Genomic DNA, 15,048 nt, shown 5'->3' with positions numbered 1-15,048 from the left:
GAACGACGTGATCCAAAGTCAGACGGTGGGAGCGCATGCCGCAATATTGGCATCGATAATCATCACGCCGGAAGACTTCACGTTTCGTCAGGCGTACACGTGGACGAGGCCGTTTCACCATGTAATCCAGGCGGATCACCGAGGGGCGAGGAATTTTCACCCGCACGGTTTGGATGAAACCGCGGCCGTTCAACAGCATCTCCGCTTTTCCTGCCATGAGCAATCCAAGGGCTCTGCGTGTAGTGCACACGTTCAACGGTGCGTAGTTCGCGTTGAGCAGAAGCACTGGTTCGTTCATTCACTTCGCCTCGAATAATGGCGGATTATATCATTTTCTGTACCGCTTCGCATTCTCGAGGCTTTTCGGAACGAATGGCATTACCTAGACGAAACGCTGCCTGATCTCCGCACTGACATTGTCCAATGTGGCAACGGTGAGGATGATGAACCAAACGGCGATGCCAGCTGCCTTGAAGTCGAGTAGGCGGATCCACTGGATGAGCAGGTAGCCGATACCGCCGCCGCCGACGAGTCCGATGATGGTGGACATACGCACGTTGATGTCCCAGCGGTAGATCGTGAACGAGACGAATGGCGGGACGATTTGCGGAACGACGGCATAGATCACGGTTTGCATCCAGTTGGCGCCGGTGGCATGAACCGCTTCGATCGGGCCGTGATCGATCGATTCGATCGCTTCGGAATACAGCTTGCCCAGCGCAGCGACGCTGTGTAGCGTGAGTGAGATGATGCCCGCGAAAGGCCCCAGACCTACGATTGCGACCGCGATCACGGCCCAGATCAGAGGCTCTACGGAACGAACGATGTTAAGTATGGTGCGGACGATGTAATAGATCAGAAGCGTTATCCACGATCCGGACATCAAGTTTTTCGCGGCGAAGAAACTGACCGGCAGGGCGAAAATGATGCCGAAAAATGTCGCCATCATACCCAGGAATATCGTCTCGATCATCTTTGACATTGCCAACAGCAGAATTTCCGATGGTCCGATTTCCCCGGTAGCGGACATCTGCCTGGCTTTGATCTTCCATATTTGCGCTCCCTCTGCGCTCGAGGGAACCAAGCGATAGGGGATGACGATGTCGAATTGGAGCCCACCTTGATCGTCTGTGGTTAAGACCAGATACTCTCCTTCCCGGCGCGCACGGAACTCGTTGGAGAGTGGATCCGACCAGAGTATTTCCGTCTCTGTGTTCGGCGAGAAGTTCCCCACTTCGATCGACAAAGTCGTACCCGGAGCCCCGTCTTGTTGGCTGAGGTTTCCGCAGGTCGGTTCGGAGCGAATCCAGGGTTCGTCCGTTACTGGATTCGGCGAGGGAGGGTTATCGGTGCAGGGGATCTGGATGTCCTGAGAGGCGGTTACTTCGCTTTCGGCTCTCGTGACTGCTTCTTCCCACGGCCAGAAGATCTGCGTTATGCGGTACTTGGACTTACCGAGTTCGCGTGCGAAAAGCGGCAGGTCGATCTTTCCAATTTGCCATCCGAGCAGGAAGAATGAAACCAGAAGCACGAAAAATACCCGTACGGCGCCCCTGGTTTTTCTCGCGGCCACCTGATAGGCGTCGAAGATAATGAGTAGATAAAGAATGAAAACAACGATACAAGTGACGAGAAGGATGGGCTGCAATCTCAAGATTTTACTGACGATATCATCGAGCTTGCTTACCTTCTGTCCGATATTGATGACATCTTCATTAATTCGCCACACCGTTAAGCCAAGTATCGTGAAGAAGCTTGCGATGATCAAGATCCCACGCTGCCAGGCGCGCGCCAAAACGTGTCCGAAACCCGGCACAACGATGGACACCAGCGAGGCGATGACGGGGTGAACGAGGCTGGGTTTTTGTTCTGCCTTCGTATTTTGGACCTTCGTCATTTCGCACCCCCGTTCGTACCAATTTCACCTTGGATGCCGCCGACACGTTCCGCTTCTTCACCGTAGATGTTTTTAAATTCTCGATCCGTCATGGCACGGATATCTTCGCGAGACCCTTGATACACGACCTCACCGTCCATGAGCCCGATTACACGTGTGGCATAGCGTTGGACCAGGTCCAGGTAGTGCAGGCTGCAGATGATGGTAATCTTCTCCTCCTGGTTTAGCCACTCGAGTCTGTTCAACAGAGAATGGGCGAGGACGGGGTCGAGGCTGGCGACGGGTTCATCTGCGAGGATCATGCGTGGTTCCTGCATCAACGCTCGAGCCACACCCACACGCTGCTGCTGTCCACCGCTCAACTCGTCCGCTCGTTTATGGGCTTGGTCCAGGATTCCCAATCGTTCGAGTGCACCCAACGCACGTTCCCGGTCTTCATGTGAGAATTGGCCAAAAACACTGCGCCATGTTGAGGTGTATCCGAGGCGGCCGGTGAGGACGTTGGTCAGTACGGAGGATCGCTTCACCAGGTTGAAGTGCTGGAAGACCATGCCGATCTTCCTGCGGATATTGCGCAACTCCGTCCCTTTCAACTTGGTCAGGTCAATGCCATCCCAGACGATCTCCCCTTCTGTGGGGTCGATCAGCCGATTGATGCAGCGCAGCAACGTGGATTTGCCCGAGCCGCTCAAACCGATGACGATCAGGAATTCCCCGTCGTCGACCGAGAAATTAACATTGTGAAGCGCAATGGTTCCATCATTGTAGATTTTGGTGAGATTGCGTACTTCTAGCATTAATATCTCCTGATAACGCAAGGGGGGACAAGATGACTTGTCCCCCCTTGCTTTCACAAACTCACGACTGGAAATTACTCCAGGTCAATGGTGTTCTACTCAAGGTCAGTGGCTGAAACGCCGGCTGCGTCGAGTAATTGCCTGAATGGATCATAGAAGGTATCGTCGTGTGCTTCTAGACCACCCCAGGAGTACGCCTCATCCAATGCCGTCTTGCCTTCATCCGTCTGGGCGATTGCCAGCAATGCATTGACGAGTTGTGTCTTGATAGCATCATCCAAACTCGGGACGAATTGTACACCGTCGTTGGGAATATCGGTGGTCTGGAATATGACCTTAACAACATCCATTACGTCGGGATGTTCTTCTTCGATCGTCGTGCGCGCATCGACATAGGAAGCACCGGCCACACAATCACCATCATACACGCCGGCTACAGCGCCGTCGTGTGAACCGGCGTCCTTGGGTACCACCTCCACGCCGGCGGCCTTGAGCTCGATGCTGGGGATGATCCAGCTGCTGGTGCTCAACGCATCTGCACGGCAGAATGTGGCGCCATCGAGCTGCGAGATGTCGTTGATTCCGCTGTCGGTCCGGACGAAAATCTGGCCGTTGTAGGTCGGGCTGCCATAGCGAACGGCGACGAGTGCCGCCTCTGCACATCCCTGATCAGCTGCGCGGATGTAGGAGAATGTGTTCAGAGAACCAATTTGAGCTTTCGGTGGATCGCTGCACATCGCCTCGATCGCGCCGGTGTTCTCCGTGGCGACCAGGACATCCACGACCAGGCCGGTCTCCTGAAAAATCAAGTTGGCCATTGCCTCGCCACCGGCGGTCACTGTCTCGACCTCTCCAGAGGGTACGAAAACCCACACGAGCGGATTCTCCTCTGTTCCTAGTTCGGCTTTCTTGGAGCAAGCGCCGATCATAAGCGCGCCGATAACTAGAAGATATTCGAGTTACCAATTGGAAAAAATAGGGGTGTTGGTGATAAGGTTTTGTCTGTTCTCACCTCCACCTGTATGAACTTGGTGAACCCCTTTCATCTTAGCGCGAAAACGGGCCGATTGCAAGAATTAACCGAACTTGTGTCTTTCTGCAGTGAAAGATAAAATCTGTCTTCCATGGAAAAACAACGCTATCAAGAAGCATTAGATTTTATCTACAGCCACATCGATTACAGCGTCGAACGGAGCTATCGCTACGCTGCGGAAGTCTTCGATCTGTCGCGCGTCCGAACTCTGCTTGACGCCCTCGGCAATCCACAAGATACGTATCCCACGATTCACATCGCAGGAACGAAAGGCAAAGGTTCGACCGCGGCGCTGATCGCTTCGGTGACACAAGCCGCCGGCTATCGGACGGGTTTGTATACTTCTCCGCACCTGCAGCGCTTTACCGAACGCATCTGCGTCGACGGGATCGAGATTTCGGAAACGGAAGTTGCGGACCTCGTCGATGAAATCAGACCTCACGTCGCACGGATCAGCGGTTTGACCGCCTATGAAATCATTACGGCGCTTGGTTTTTTACATTTCCAAAAACATAATGTCGAATGTGCCGTGATCGAGGTGGGGTTGGGCGGGCGTTTGGACGCTACCAATGTGATCCATCCGATGGTGGCGGTCATTACGTCTCTATCCTACGATCACATGCATCTGCTGGGCAACAGCCTTTCCGATATCGCTCGTGAGAAAGCGGGAATCATCAAGGCGGGGGTACCCATCGTTCTTGCGCCGCAGATGTTCGAGGCCAAGGTTGTAGTGGAAGCCGTGGCCGAAGAACTCTCGGCGCCGCTGGTGAAAGTCGGTCGAGATTGGCTCTTCTCACCCGGCAGACATTCGCTCGAAGGCCAGTATTTTTCCGTGTGGTCTGCGCAGGAACAGCCTTTGATGGACACGTACGTAGAATCGGCCGGGATCGAGGAATGGCTTCCGCCGCGTTTCTTCATTCCTCTCCTCGGGCATCATCAGGTGGTCAACGCCGCCGTGGCGTATGCCGCGCTGCAGTGTATGCGAGATCGCGGTTTGAAAATCCCTGAAGCGGCGATTCACGAAGGATTCGCGTCGGTCCGCTGGCGGGGAAGACTGGAGATTGTTACGCGTTCCCCGTTGGTAATCGTGGATTCAGCGCACAACCGCGATTCGGCTTTGAAGCTTCGTATCGCACTGGATGATTATTTCCCGGGTCAACGCGTGATCCTGGTGTTTGGCGCTTCGGCCGACAAGGACATCAGCGGGATGTTTACCGAACTGCTTCCGCGGGTGTGGCGGCTGATCGTGACCCAGGCCGTTCACCCGCGCGCGGCGGACCCGGAGGATCTCGCGGATCTGGCCCATGCTTCCGGCGTCAGCGTGGACATCATCGTGCCCGTTGCCGACGCGCTTGCACGTGCCATGAAGGATGCGGGAAGCGAAGACGTGATATTGGCTACGGGCAGCCTGTTCGTCGTCGGCGAGGCAATCGCAGCGGTTGAAGCAATGGAGCAAGAAAAATCTGAAGACGTAGAAGAGGGTGCGTAATGGCGATTCGAGCACTGGAGTGGCCTCACCTTCCAGGTGAGTGGAGCAGCGCGATAGGACGTCGTGCGGATGCGCTTTACGATATTCAAGAAGCCACTCAGAATGATGATGGGCTCATTGAATGCTTCGTCTTGCCGCTGCGCGATATCGTATTGTTTCCCAACATGATCACGCCGCTGTTCGTCAGCCAGGATCAAACGTTGTTGGCGATCGAGGAGGTCTCCCGTACCAACGAGACGATGATCGCCGTGACGCAGCTCGATGCGGAGATCGAAGAGCCCGGCTACGATGATTTGTACGCCGTTGGCGTCGAGGTCGCGGTTGGGAAGCTGATGCATTTGCCGGACGGCACGAGTTCCATCCTCACCCAGGGCCGGCGTCGTGTCGAAATCGTCGAATGTATTCAGGAAGACCCGTACATCAAGGTGCGTGCACGTCCGATCTATGAGTCGAGCGAACGTACGAAGGAAGTCGTCGCACTCATGCGCGCGGTTCTTACGCTGTTCGAAAAATGCGTGCAGCTGAACACCGCACTTCCGGAAGAGACCTTCGTCTACGCCGTCAATATCGAGGATCCAGGCTGGTTGGCGGACATGGTGATCTCGTCTTTGAAACTCGACGTCGCAGAACGCCAGGATATCCTGGAAACCTTCGATCCCATGGAAAGGTTGCAGCGTACCAGCGTGATGCTCGGCCGGGAATTGGAAGTCCTGGAATTGGAGGACCAGATATATTCCCGCGTGCAGAACGAAATGGATCGTTCCCAACGGGAAAATTATTTGCGCGAGCAGATGAAGGCCATCCAGACGGAATTGGGGGAGGGCGATATTTGGGCTCAGGAAATTGCGGACATACGCAAGCGCCTGCAGCATTTGACGCTGCCGGAGGAGGTCGAAAAGACATGTCTGCGGGAGATTCAACGCCTGAGTCAAATGCCGCCGATGTCACCCGAAGTGTCTATTCTGCGGACGTACATCGACTGGTTGATGTCCTTGCCCTGGACTGAATCGACAACGGATAACCTGGATATCCAGCACGTGGCGGAAGTATTGGACAGCCAACATTATGGATTGGAGAAAGCGAAAGAACGGATTCTGGAATACATCGCAGTCAAAAGCCTCGTGCCTCCCAAACACCGTCAGCCTATTCTATGTTTCGTCGGACCACCCGGGACCGGCAAGACATCGTTGGGCCGATCGATCGCCACGGCACTGGACCGCAACTTCATCCGTATTTCCCTCGGTGGGATTCGGGACGAGGCTGAAATTCGCGGTCACCGCAGGACGTATATCGGCGCCCTTCCCGGAAGAATCCTGCAAACCATGCGCAAGGCGGCGAAAGTCAATCCGGTTTTCATGCTCGATGAAATCGATAAGCTGGGGCAGGATTTTCGCGGCGACCCGGCTGCGGCGCTGCTCGAGGTCCTGGACCCTGAACAGAATCACGCCTTCTCCGATAACTATCTTGAAATTCCCTACAATCTCGCAAATGTGCTTTTCATCACCACCGCGAACACCGTCGAGCCGATCCCCCCGGCGCTGCTCGATCGATTGGAAGTGATTGAATTCCCGGGGTACATCGAAGAGGAGAAGGTGATCATTGCACGTAAGTTTCTCGTGGTGCGAAAGCTGGAACAAACGGGTTTGGTTAACGAAGGAATACGATTCCTGGACGATACGGTACGGACGATCATCCGCGAATACACGTGGGAGGCAGGGGTTCGCAACCTGGAGCGGGAGATCGGAAAAATATGCAGGAAGATCGCCAGACAAAAAGTCGAAGGGAAGAAAATCCCGAAACGAATCACCAAGTCCACGGCAACTCGTTTGTTGGGGCCTCCTCAGATCACGCCGCACGAAGCGGACCGGGAAGATCAGATCGGTGCGGCAACGGGGTTGGCATGGACCGAAAACGGAGGCGATAGCCTGACGATCGAAGCCCTGCTGTACGAAGGCAAGGGAAATCTGCAGATTACCGGCCACATCGGGGAGATCATGCAGGAATCTGCCCAGGCTGCATTTTCGTTCATCAAGAGCCGGGCTGAGATGTTGGGGATATCCACGGATGATTTCGAGAAGAAGGACATCCACATTCATGTTCCCGAAGGAGCTATTCCCAAAGACGGACCGAGCGCTGGGATCACCATGGCGACGGCCGTAGCTTCGGCGTTGACGGGACGTCCGGTTCGGCACGATGTCGGCATGAGTGGCGAGATCACGTTGCGTGGACGGGTACTCCCGATCGGCGGCGTTCGAGAAAAGATGCTGGCTGCGTATCGGCTCAAGTTGAAGATGGTGATCATTCCGGCGAAAAACGAGAAGGATTTGATCGAAATCCCCCGCAGCGTCCGTTCCGCATTGGACATTCGTTTCGTAGACAATATGGATGATGTCTTCGCACTCGCGCTCCAGCCACTGGAGAGTGTACGAAAGCGCAGTGGCGCTCGAAGGGGCAAAATCGTACAAGACCATCGTTCGAGCACTCCGGCGGGCCACTGAGAGAGGGATTTTCGTGGATAATCCCGCCGGGGAACAGGCAGGTTAATTACCTCGTGATGCGTTCATTTTCTATCCAACGTGTGCTCGTCTTCATCGCAGTCTATACGCTTGTGTGTGCATCGTGTACGCGCTCGTCTGTGCCGCTGGATCGCATAGAGACCGAAGTCGCTTCGATCACCCCTAGAATAACGATTGAAGCGACGGAAAACCCCTCGCCTGCTCCCCAAACCGGTCTGTACGCCGTCGCCTGGGTGAATGCAGACGAACCTCTGGTCGCTCGCAATCCGGCCGGATTATCCGGGGCAGCCGTGGGGGAGCTTGTCTACGATCAACGCAGATTGGAATTGACCGGGGCGAGTACGGGACTGGGGAGTTCGGTATGGGTGGAAATCAGGCTCCCATCGAGTGGGACGGGGTGGGTTAATTCCTGGTTTCTAACGGAAGACGTTTCCTCAACGGGATTCTGCAATGACACGCGCGTGCTGCAAGCTATAGACCTTGTCGGCCAGGCCGTGCAGGAGAAAAGTGGACAGAAATTCGCCGAGATCAGCAACCCGACCCGGGGTTTGATCCTGCGGCATAACTGGTGGAATCCGGAGATCGTCGTCCCTCAGAATTCATTGTCGAACATCTATCAAGATCTCACCGAAATCGATTGGGGCGTTCAAGGTGGAAGTGAATTTCCGATCCAGGGCTCGTTTCAAGACATTATCGCGCCACAGTTGGAAGACGTGTTTGCCCGTTCGCCGGAAATCGGTTGTAATAAACTGCGTGTCGGGGACACCACGCGGGATATCATCTGGCCGGATGAGTATGTCAACATCAATTTCTACTCCGTATACCGGCCGGTACCCGAGGGCGGCAGCGAGTTCGATTGGCGTACCTGGGTCTTGGGTTTCGAGTACATCGATTCGCAGCCGTACTTGACGTTACTGGTTCAATACCGCGGCGAAATTTGAACGCTCCGAGAATATCTCTGCTGTCCCGTCTGGCTATAGACTCCGCACACCGCTTGAATTCTCCGGCTGCCTTCATCGAAGCGCAGGACTGATCCATTTTTCTTCAAATTTGCAGCGTGCGTCATTGGGGGAGAGATTCCTCGTTCGTTTCTGTCTGTAGAGCCCGAAGGACTTCTTCGAGCCGGGTCATCCAATGCGAATCATCCCCGCGCGACAGCCATATCCCACGTTTGCTCTGGCGCAGATCGTCTGCTGAGAAGGGCAACATACGCGGCTCTTCGGATGGGGGCATTTGCAGCAGGATTTGCCCATTTTGAACCGAGATGCTTTCGACGCCTGCACGCATAGCCAGACTGCGAAGGCGCAGTTGATAGAGCAAGTTTTCGACCTCGACCGGCGGCGGGCCAAAGCGATCCTGCAGCTCCGCGGCGAGAGATTCGATGCTTTCCAGCGTGCGTACATCCGCCATTCTTCGATAAAGGCGCAGGCGCAGATCGCGATCATCGATGTAGTCCGTGGGTATCGCCGTGGGCAAAGGCAGATCGATGAAAACCGGTAGGATTTCAGTCGCAAGAGGGACTTGTAGGCGTTGTTTGTCATCCAACTCGTATTCGGCTTTCAGGCGCCGGACCGCATTGGAGAGCAAACGCGTGTATAGATGGAATCCTACGCTGGAGATGTGCCCGTGCTGCCGAGTGCCCAGGATGTCGCCTGCGCCGCGGATTTCGAGATCCCGCATGGCGATCGAATACCCCGCACCCAGATCCGAATAATCGGCAATCGTGTCCAGTCGCTGACTCGCTTCTTCGGTCGTGCGCTGGCGCGGGTGGCGGAAGAAATAAGCATAGCCCTGGGATGCACCGCGCCCGACGCGCCCCCGGATTTGATACAACTGAGCCAGCCCGAACCACTCCGAGCGGTCGATAATCAGGGTGTTTGCGTTGGGAATATCGAGACCGGATTCGATGATCGAAGTGCTCAGGAGAACATCGATGTCGCCGCTGGCGAACTCGTCCATCACTGAAGCAAGCTGAGCTTCGGGCATACGTCCGTGCGCGACGGTGATCGTCGCTTCCGGAACGAGTTCCTGCAGGCGTCTGTGAACGGTGTTGATGGTTTGCACACGGTTGTGCACGAAATAAACTTGCCCGCCTCGGTCGATTTCGCGCAAGATCGCTTGCCGGACCAAGCGAGGCTCGTAGGGACCGACGTGGGTGATCACCGGAAGGCGTTCTTCCGGCGGCGTGTCGATGGTGGATATATCCCGTGCCCCGGTGATGGCGAGGTAGAGTGTCCGCGGGATGGGGGTGGCGGTCATCGTCAACGTGTCAACTTCGGTTCGCATTAATTTGAGATGTTCTTTGTGGGTGACGCCAAAGCGTTGTTCTTCGTCGATGATCAACAGGCCGAGATCGTGGAACTCGACGTCCCGTTGAAGCAGCCGGTGGGTTCCGATGATGATGTCGATTTTACCCGAACGCAGCCGTTCGATGATCTCGGCCGCTTCCTGCCGGGAGCGGAAGCGGGAAAGCATTTCGACTTCGACGGGAAACGCGGATAATCTTCTGCGGAAGGTGTTGTAGTGCTGTTGGGCGAGCACCGTTGTCGGGACGAGCATGGCGACTTGTTTTCCGTCCGTGACGGCTTTAAATGCCGCTCGCAATGCGACTTCCGTTTTCCCGTAACCCACATCGCCGCATATCAAGCGATCCATCGGCCTGTTCGACTCCATGTCCTGCTTCACGGCCTGGAGTGCCCGCTTCTGATCTTCCGTTTCGATGTAGGGGAATGACGCTTCGAGTTCCTGCTGCCAGGGTGTGTCCGCAGAGAAGGCGTGTCCTTCGATTGTGTGGCGCTTGGCGTAGAGCTGCAGCAAGTCGCGTGCTATTTCCTCGACGGCAGCCTTGACCTTGCTCTTCGCCTGTTCCCAGGATTGATTTCCCAGGCGCGTGGGTGTCGGCGGCGATCCGTCGGCGGAAATGTAGCGCGAGATGCGGTCGGCTTGATGGATGGGAACGTACAATTGATCGCCGCCGTCGTATTCGATCAGGATGAACTCGCGTTGAATTCCGTCCAACGTGCGATCGACGAGGCCGCCGAAGCGTCCGATACCAAAATCGATGTGAACGACCCAATCACCGGGCTGCAGATCCGCGTAGGCATTTTCCGGCGCCTTGGCGACTCGCTTCGGACGCACGCGTGGTTTCGGTTTTGCCCAACCGAAAATTTCCGCATCGCTGAGCAGGTGGAGCGGCGCTTTATCCGCCGTCTTTAGAATCCAACCTTCAGACAGTGCGCCGTGGATGAAATGAATCTTGCCGGGCGCCAACTCCGCCACGAGTCCATCGATCACCGGTTCGGGGACGTGATCTTGCGACCACATTTCTGCCAGGCGCGGCGCCTGACGGCTGATCGTCACACCATACTCATGACGGAGAACGATCCCGGCGAAGTAGTCCATCAAGGGTTTTAATTGCCCGCCGAAGCGCCGCTCCGCTGTGAATGCATCGCCGAGGTCGATTTCCGTATTTCGCTCTGCGGCGATCTGGCCGAGATTGACTGCCCCCAATTCGTCCAATTTCTCACCCAGTTCGTCGAGGGTGAGATAGGGCAGGGGTGTATCGTCTTCCAGGAGACCTTCACCGATTTGATCCTGCCGCAGACTGAGTGCTTGTTCTTCGAGTTCAGTGACGGCGTCATCGAATGCCGTGCGATCGAAATTGAAGACCACGGCTCTATCAGGGACATAATCCAGTAGACCCGTCGGCGACGGGTTCATACGGGGCAGGAAATACTCGAGCCACCTGTGCTTGTCGGGATCTTCGACCGGCGTTGCCGTGTGGATTAAATCGTCCCAGGCGGAGTGATAGGCAAGCGGCAAGCCCTCTCTCGCCGGCGTAATACGGACCTGGGGTACGACGGCAACCGAGCGTTGGGAGGATGGATTGAACATACGGATGGATTCGATCCGGTTGCCAAAGAATTCGATGCGGGCAGGAAGCGCTTGTGCGGGCGGCCAGAGGTCGACGATGCCGCCCCGGCGGCTGAATTGACCCGGCTGTGTGACCAGACTCTCATGCGTGTAGCCAATGTCCAACAAATATCTCGTCGTCAGATCGAGATCTACGCTGTCGTCGACTCCGATCCTTCTCGAGTGTTCCGTAAAACACTGTGGTGACAGCGTTCTCGTCATTGCAGCCCGGGCGGTGGATAGCACGACCAGGGGCTTATCGGATGAATCCCGTTGATCGTCAGCCTGAAGCTCCTCCGTCAAGGCAGAGAGGACCGTCAAGCGGCGGCGGATGGTTCGATCGGACCATGGGCTGGGTTCATAAAACACGGGGTTCGGGTCGGGGAAAGTCAGGACGGTGAGATTGGGGCACCAGGCGGCGATCTCCTCGGATAACGTAAGCATCCGGTCCGCGCGTGCAACGAGAACGACGAAGGTCCGTTTCAAATTATCTGCCAGCGAGGCGATCAATGCAGCGCGTGCGGCGCGTGGAACTTGCAGCGATCCATAAATCGGCTCGTCTGCGAGCATCTTTTGAGAGAGAGCTTGATACCCAGGAAGGGTACGTATTCGTTTCAAAAGCCCCGTTAGATTCATGGCGATTTAAATTGCATTACCGGCGTTCATCGCGGCTTGAATGCCTTCTTGAACGAAAATCCGAACGCACTCCGCAGCCCGTTTCAAGACAAGTGGAAGCTCGATCGATTCGTCAGCACTGAAATCTTGCAGCACATAGTCCGCAGGATCCATTTTACCCGGTGGGCGGCCGATACCGATCCGCATGCGGGGAAATTCTTGGGTTCCAAGTTCGTGGATGATCGAACGCACGCCTCGATGCCCGCCGGAGCCGCCGGCAGGTCGAATGCGGATATTGCCCGTCGGCAGGTCCAACTCGTCGTAAACAACGAGCAGTTGGGATTCCGGGATGTGGAAATAGCGCACCAGCCCCTCGACGCTGCGGCCGGAATCGTTCATAAAGGTCTGTGGTTTTGCGAGATAAACCTTCTTCCCATCGAGAAGACATTCTGCGAAGGCCGCATTGGATTTCCGCCGGGAAAACGTGACCTGCAGGTCATCGCCAAGCCTGTCGAGCAGCATGAAACCGACGTTGTGCCGGTTTCGAGTATATTCTTTCCCTGGATTTCCCAGTCCGACGATCAGGAAAGGCGTCGATAATTCCGTCATTCGTGCCTTCCCTCGTTCGATGACTTGGACTTCGTTACCTCCTTCGACCTGCGAGAGCGTGGTGAAAAACGCCGAGAACGGGTGATTCTGCGTAGCGATGTGTATGCAGCGAAAAGCAGCAGAGACGCGCCGCCGATGTAACCGCCGATCTTCAATGACTGCAGGACTTTTTGTGTACCGCTGTGCCGGGATACGATGACCGGAACGACCGTCGGAGAGGGCGTTTCCGTCGCGGCGAGTGCAGTCGGTGTGGAAGTCGTCCGCACCTCGAATGCGGGCTGCGTTTCGATGGGCGTCGTGTTGCGGACGTGTAAATTTCGTGCGTAGGCTTCGAGGCGGCTGTCATTTTCCAAGATTACGAAGAGACGCAGTTGATAATCACCGTCCGTGATGCCCGTGGTATCCCAGAGGCCCAGTCTGCCGTCGGTGATCGGAGTTTGGAAATCGTCCACGATCGGGAACCACGTATCGGTGGGGTTGGGTTCGTAGGCGAAAGATAGTTCGTAGGCCACAAATGCCGGATGTGCTGCAGAACCTTCGATCGTGACTACACCTTGAAGGACCTCACCGTCCTCCGGGCGCGTGATATCCGCAAAGCCCGGAGCTTGTTTAGGTGCCGTTCCCGCGGTCGAGGAGAACAACACGAATATCGAAAATATCAAACGCACGAGAACTTTCATCATCTTTACCCGAAAAAAACCTGCGAATCGACAATTGGTGAGTTTAACACGCCGGACGATTTCGGTCAACGCGGCAGCGATGGGAGGCGATCATCTGGCTTGATCAGGCTGACTTTTATGAAATGGTTGACGCCGAAGACAACAATCGGTAGAATTCGAAGCGCGTAAATCGGGGTGCCGACCGATTTGTCGGGGCACCCCTTTCCTCTGCACGTGAGGAGCGTATGGGAAAAGAGAAGGAAATGGCCGAACAAGAAGAGATGCAAGTCGATGCGATCGATTTAAAGGGCGGTACGATCGAGAAGCTCGAGGCCGAGGTGGTGAGCGTAACGCAAGGTGGAGCCAACCAGATCACGGCCTCCGACGTCGAACTCCGTCAGGGAGGCGTTTTTCAAGTCGAGGGGGAGCAGGTCACCCTCGATCATGTCGCAGCCGGGACGGTGCGAGGGAATCTCGTTTCTGCTACCGACGGCGGGATCGGCATTGCCGTGGGTGAGGACGTCAAGCTCTACAATACCCAGGTGGGCGCCACGATAGGCAGAAGCGTCGATGCGGAAAACAGCTCCGCGATCATCCTTCTGGCCCAGGAAGTCAACGGCACGGTAGAGACGATGCTGGATACGCAGGGTGCGTTACTGGCCGGCATAGTCTCCGGCATCACGATCGGATTGATGCTGCTCATCGGGAGAATGTTCACCCGTCGCCGTTGATAGAACGTTGGATACGAACAAACAACGATAGCATGGAGCGAGGGTAACCCATTCGGGGTGAGAGGCGCTCCGGAGGATCAAAAGTGAGTGAAGTAATATTACATGCAAAGAAGAGGACGGTAACCGGCAGGCAAGTCAAGGCGCTTCGCAGGTCGGGAATTCTGCCGGCAGTGATGTACGGGACGGGAATAGAATCCATGCCCCTCGAACTCGACCAGCATGAAACGGCCATGACGCTTGCGCACGTTGGCGCTTCAACCTTGATATCGCTGAAGGTCGGGAATACGGCGCATCAAGTGCTTCTACGAGAAGTTCAGCGCGATTATATTCGCGGTGACATCCTGCACATCGATTTCCTCAAGGTTTCGATGGACGTGGCAATTCGGACCGAAGTCCCTGTCGAATTGATCGGCGAATCACCAGCGGTCAAGGAACTTGGGGGACTTCTCGTAAGTGGTCTGAGCGAGATCGAAGTCGAAGCGCTGCCCGGGAATCTGCCCGACCGATTCGAAGTGGACATTTCCTCGTTGGTGAACATGGACGACGTGATCACCGTCGCCGATCTCGAAATTGGTGAAGGTATCGACGTGCTTGCGAGTGAGGATGAAGTTCTCGCCAGCATTGTTTACCAGGAAGAGGAAGAGATCGAGGAAGAAGAGGAAGAACTTGTCGAGGTCGAAATAGAGCCGGAGCTCGTCGAACGTGGAAAACGGGAGGAAGAAGAGGCGTTCGAAGAGGGCGAAGATTAATTGCAGTATCCGACAGATCCGACGATCTTCACGCGGAGCGG

General features: G+C 55.7%; 12 protein-coding genes. 5 read left to right on the top strand and 7 right to left on the bottom strand.

Going from position 1 to position 15,048, the window contains the following annotated elements; translation table 11 throughout:
• The 4 genes from P8Z34_13480 to P8Z34_13465 form a co-directional block, all read right to left on the bottom strand.
• Positions 1-298: HNH endonuclease (locus P8Z34_13480; protein ID MEJ2551688.1), on the bottom strand; the 298-nt coding region annotated here is incomplete at its 3' end.
• A gap of 84 nt (positions 299-382) precedes the next feature.
• On the bottom strand, positions 383-1,897 hold the full coding sequence (phnE, locus tag P8Z34_13475) for a phosphonate ABC transporter, permease protein PhnE (GenBank protein ID MEJ2551687.1): 1,515 nt from the start codon (positions 1,895-1,897) through the stop codon (positions 383-385).
• On the bottom strand, positions 1,894-2,694 hold the full coding sequence (gene phnC / locus P8Z34_13470) for a phosphonate ABC transporter ATP-binding protein (protein ID MEJ2551686.1): 801 nt from the start codon (positions 2,692-2,694) through the stop codon (positions 1,894-1,896). The genes phnE and phnC overlap by 4 nt, the downstream gene beginning before the upstream one ends.
• 95 nt (positions 2,695-2,789) lie before the next feature.
• Positions 2,790-3,635, bottom strand: a complete 846-nt coding sequence (locus P8Z34_13465; protein ID MEJ2551685.1) for a phosphate/phosphite/phosphonate ABC transporter substrate-binding protein — start codon at positions 3,633-3,635, stop codon at positions 2,790-2,792.
• Positions 3,636-3,818: 183 nt separating this feature from the next.
• Between P8Z34_13465 and P8Z34_13460 the strand changes: the two genes are divergently transcribed.
• From P8Z34_13460 to P8Z34_13450, 3 genes are read left to right on the top strand one after another with little or no spacing between them, the layout of a single operon-like run.
• Entirely contained in the window at positions 3,819-5,216 is a 1,398-nt protein-coding gene (locus P8Z34_13460) for a bifunctional folylpolyglutamate synthase/dihydrofolate synthase (GenBank protein MEJ2551684.1), read from the top strand.
• A complete protein-coding gene (gene lon / locus P8Z34_13455) occupies positions 5,216-7,714 on the top strand; it encodes an endopeptidase La (protein MEJ2551683.1) in 2,499 nt (832 codons plus the stop codon). Before P8Z34_13460 ends, lon begins: the two co-directional genes overlap by 1 nt.
• A gap of 53 nt (positions 7,715-7,767) precedes the next feature.
• Positions 7,768-8,673 (top strand): hypothetical protein, encoded by a 906-nt coding sequence (locus tag P8Z34_13450; protein MEJ2551682.1) that lies wholly within the window; start codon positions 7,768-7,770, stop codon positions 8,671-8,673.
• 121 nt (positions 8,674-8,794) lie between these two features.
• Here the strand turns inward: P8Z34_13450 and mfd are convergent, their stop codons facing one another.
• The 3 genes from mfd to P8Z34_13435 form a co-directional block, all read right to left on the bottom strand.
• Positions 8,795-12,214, bottom strand: coding sequence for a transcription-repair coupling factor (gene mfd / locus P8Z34_13445; GenBank protein MEJ2551681.1), 3,420 nt, complete (start codon positions 12,212-12,214; stop codon positions 8,795-8,797).
• Positions 12,215-12,286: 72 nt separating this feature from the next.
• Entirely contained in the window at positions 12,287-12,868 is a 582-nt protein-coding gene (gene pth / locus P8Z34_13440; GenBank protein MEJ2551680.1) for an aminoacyl-tRNA hydrolase, read from the bottom strand.
• Positions 12,865-13,551, bottom strand: a complete 687-nt coding sequence (locus P8Z34_13435; protein MEJ2551679.1) for a hypothetical protein — start codon at positions 13,549-13,551, stop codon at positions 12,865-12,867. Before P8Z34_13435 ends, pth begins: the two co-directional genes overlap by 4 nt.
• 221 nt (positions 13,552-13,772) lie before the next feature.
• Between P8Z34_13435 and P8Z34_13430 the strand changes: the two genes are divergently transcribed.
• Positions 13,773-14,258: a hypothetical protein gene (locus P8Z34_13430; GenBank protein MEJ2551678.1), complete on the top strand. Its 486-nt coding sequence runs from the start codon at positions 13,773-13,775 to the stop codon at positions 14,256-14,258.
• Between the two features lie 83 nt (positions 14,259-14,341).
• Positions 14,342-15,007, top strand: coding sequence for a 50S ribosomal protein L25 (locus P8Z34_13425; protein MEJ2551677.1), 666 nt, complete (start codon positions 14,342-14,344; stop codon positions 15,005-15,007).
• Positions 15,008-15,048: the final 41 nt, after the last annotated feature.

The sequence above is a fragment of the Anaerolineales bacterium genome, from assembly GCA_037382465.1.
Classification (GTDB): Bacteria; Chloroflexota; Anaerolineae; order Anaerolineales; family E44-bin32; genus WVZH01.
Note: the sequence above shows the minus strand (reverse complement) of the source record. Positions and strands in the feature narration are given on the sequence as shown.

Excerpts from the sequence above, each read along its gene's own strand:
- P8Z34_13460 (MEJ2551684.1), top strand. The coding sequence starts at position 3,819 with ATGGAAAAACAACGCTATCAAGAAGCATTAGATTTTATCTACAGCCAC.
- P8Z34_13430 (MEJ2551678.1), top strand. The coding sequence starts at position 13,773 with ATGGGAAAAGAGAAGGAAATGGCCGAACAAGAAGAGATGCAAGTCGAT.
- P8Z34_13435 (MEJ2551679.1), bottom strand. The coding sequence starts at position 13,551 with ATGATGAAAGTTCTCGTGCGTTTGATATTTTCGATATTCGTGTTGTTC.
- phnE (MEJ2551687.1), bottom strand. The coding sequence starts at position 1,897 with ATGACGAAGGTCCAAAATACGAAGGCAGAACAAAAACCCAGCCTCGTT.
- pth (MEJ2551680.1), bottom strand. The coding sequence starts at position 12,868 with ATGACGGAATTATCGACGCCTTTCCTGATCGTCGGACTGGGAAATCCA.
- lon (MEJ2551683.1), top strand. The coding sequence starts at position 5,216 with ATGGCGATTCGAGCACTGGAGTGGCCTCACCTTCCAGGTGAGTGGAGC.
- phnC (MEJ2551686.1), bottom strand. The coding sequence starts at position 2,694 with ATGCTAGAAGTACGCAATCTCACCAAAATCTACAATGATGGAACCATT.
- mfd (MEJ2551681.1), bottom strand. The coding sequence starts at position 12,214 with ATGCTCGCAGACGAGCCGATTTATGGATCGCTGCAAGTTCCACGCGCC.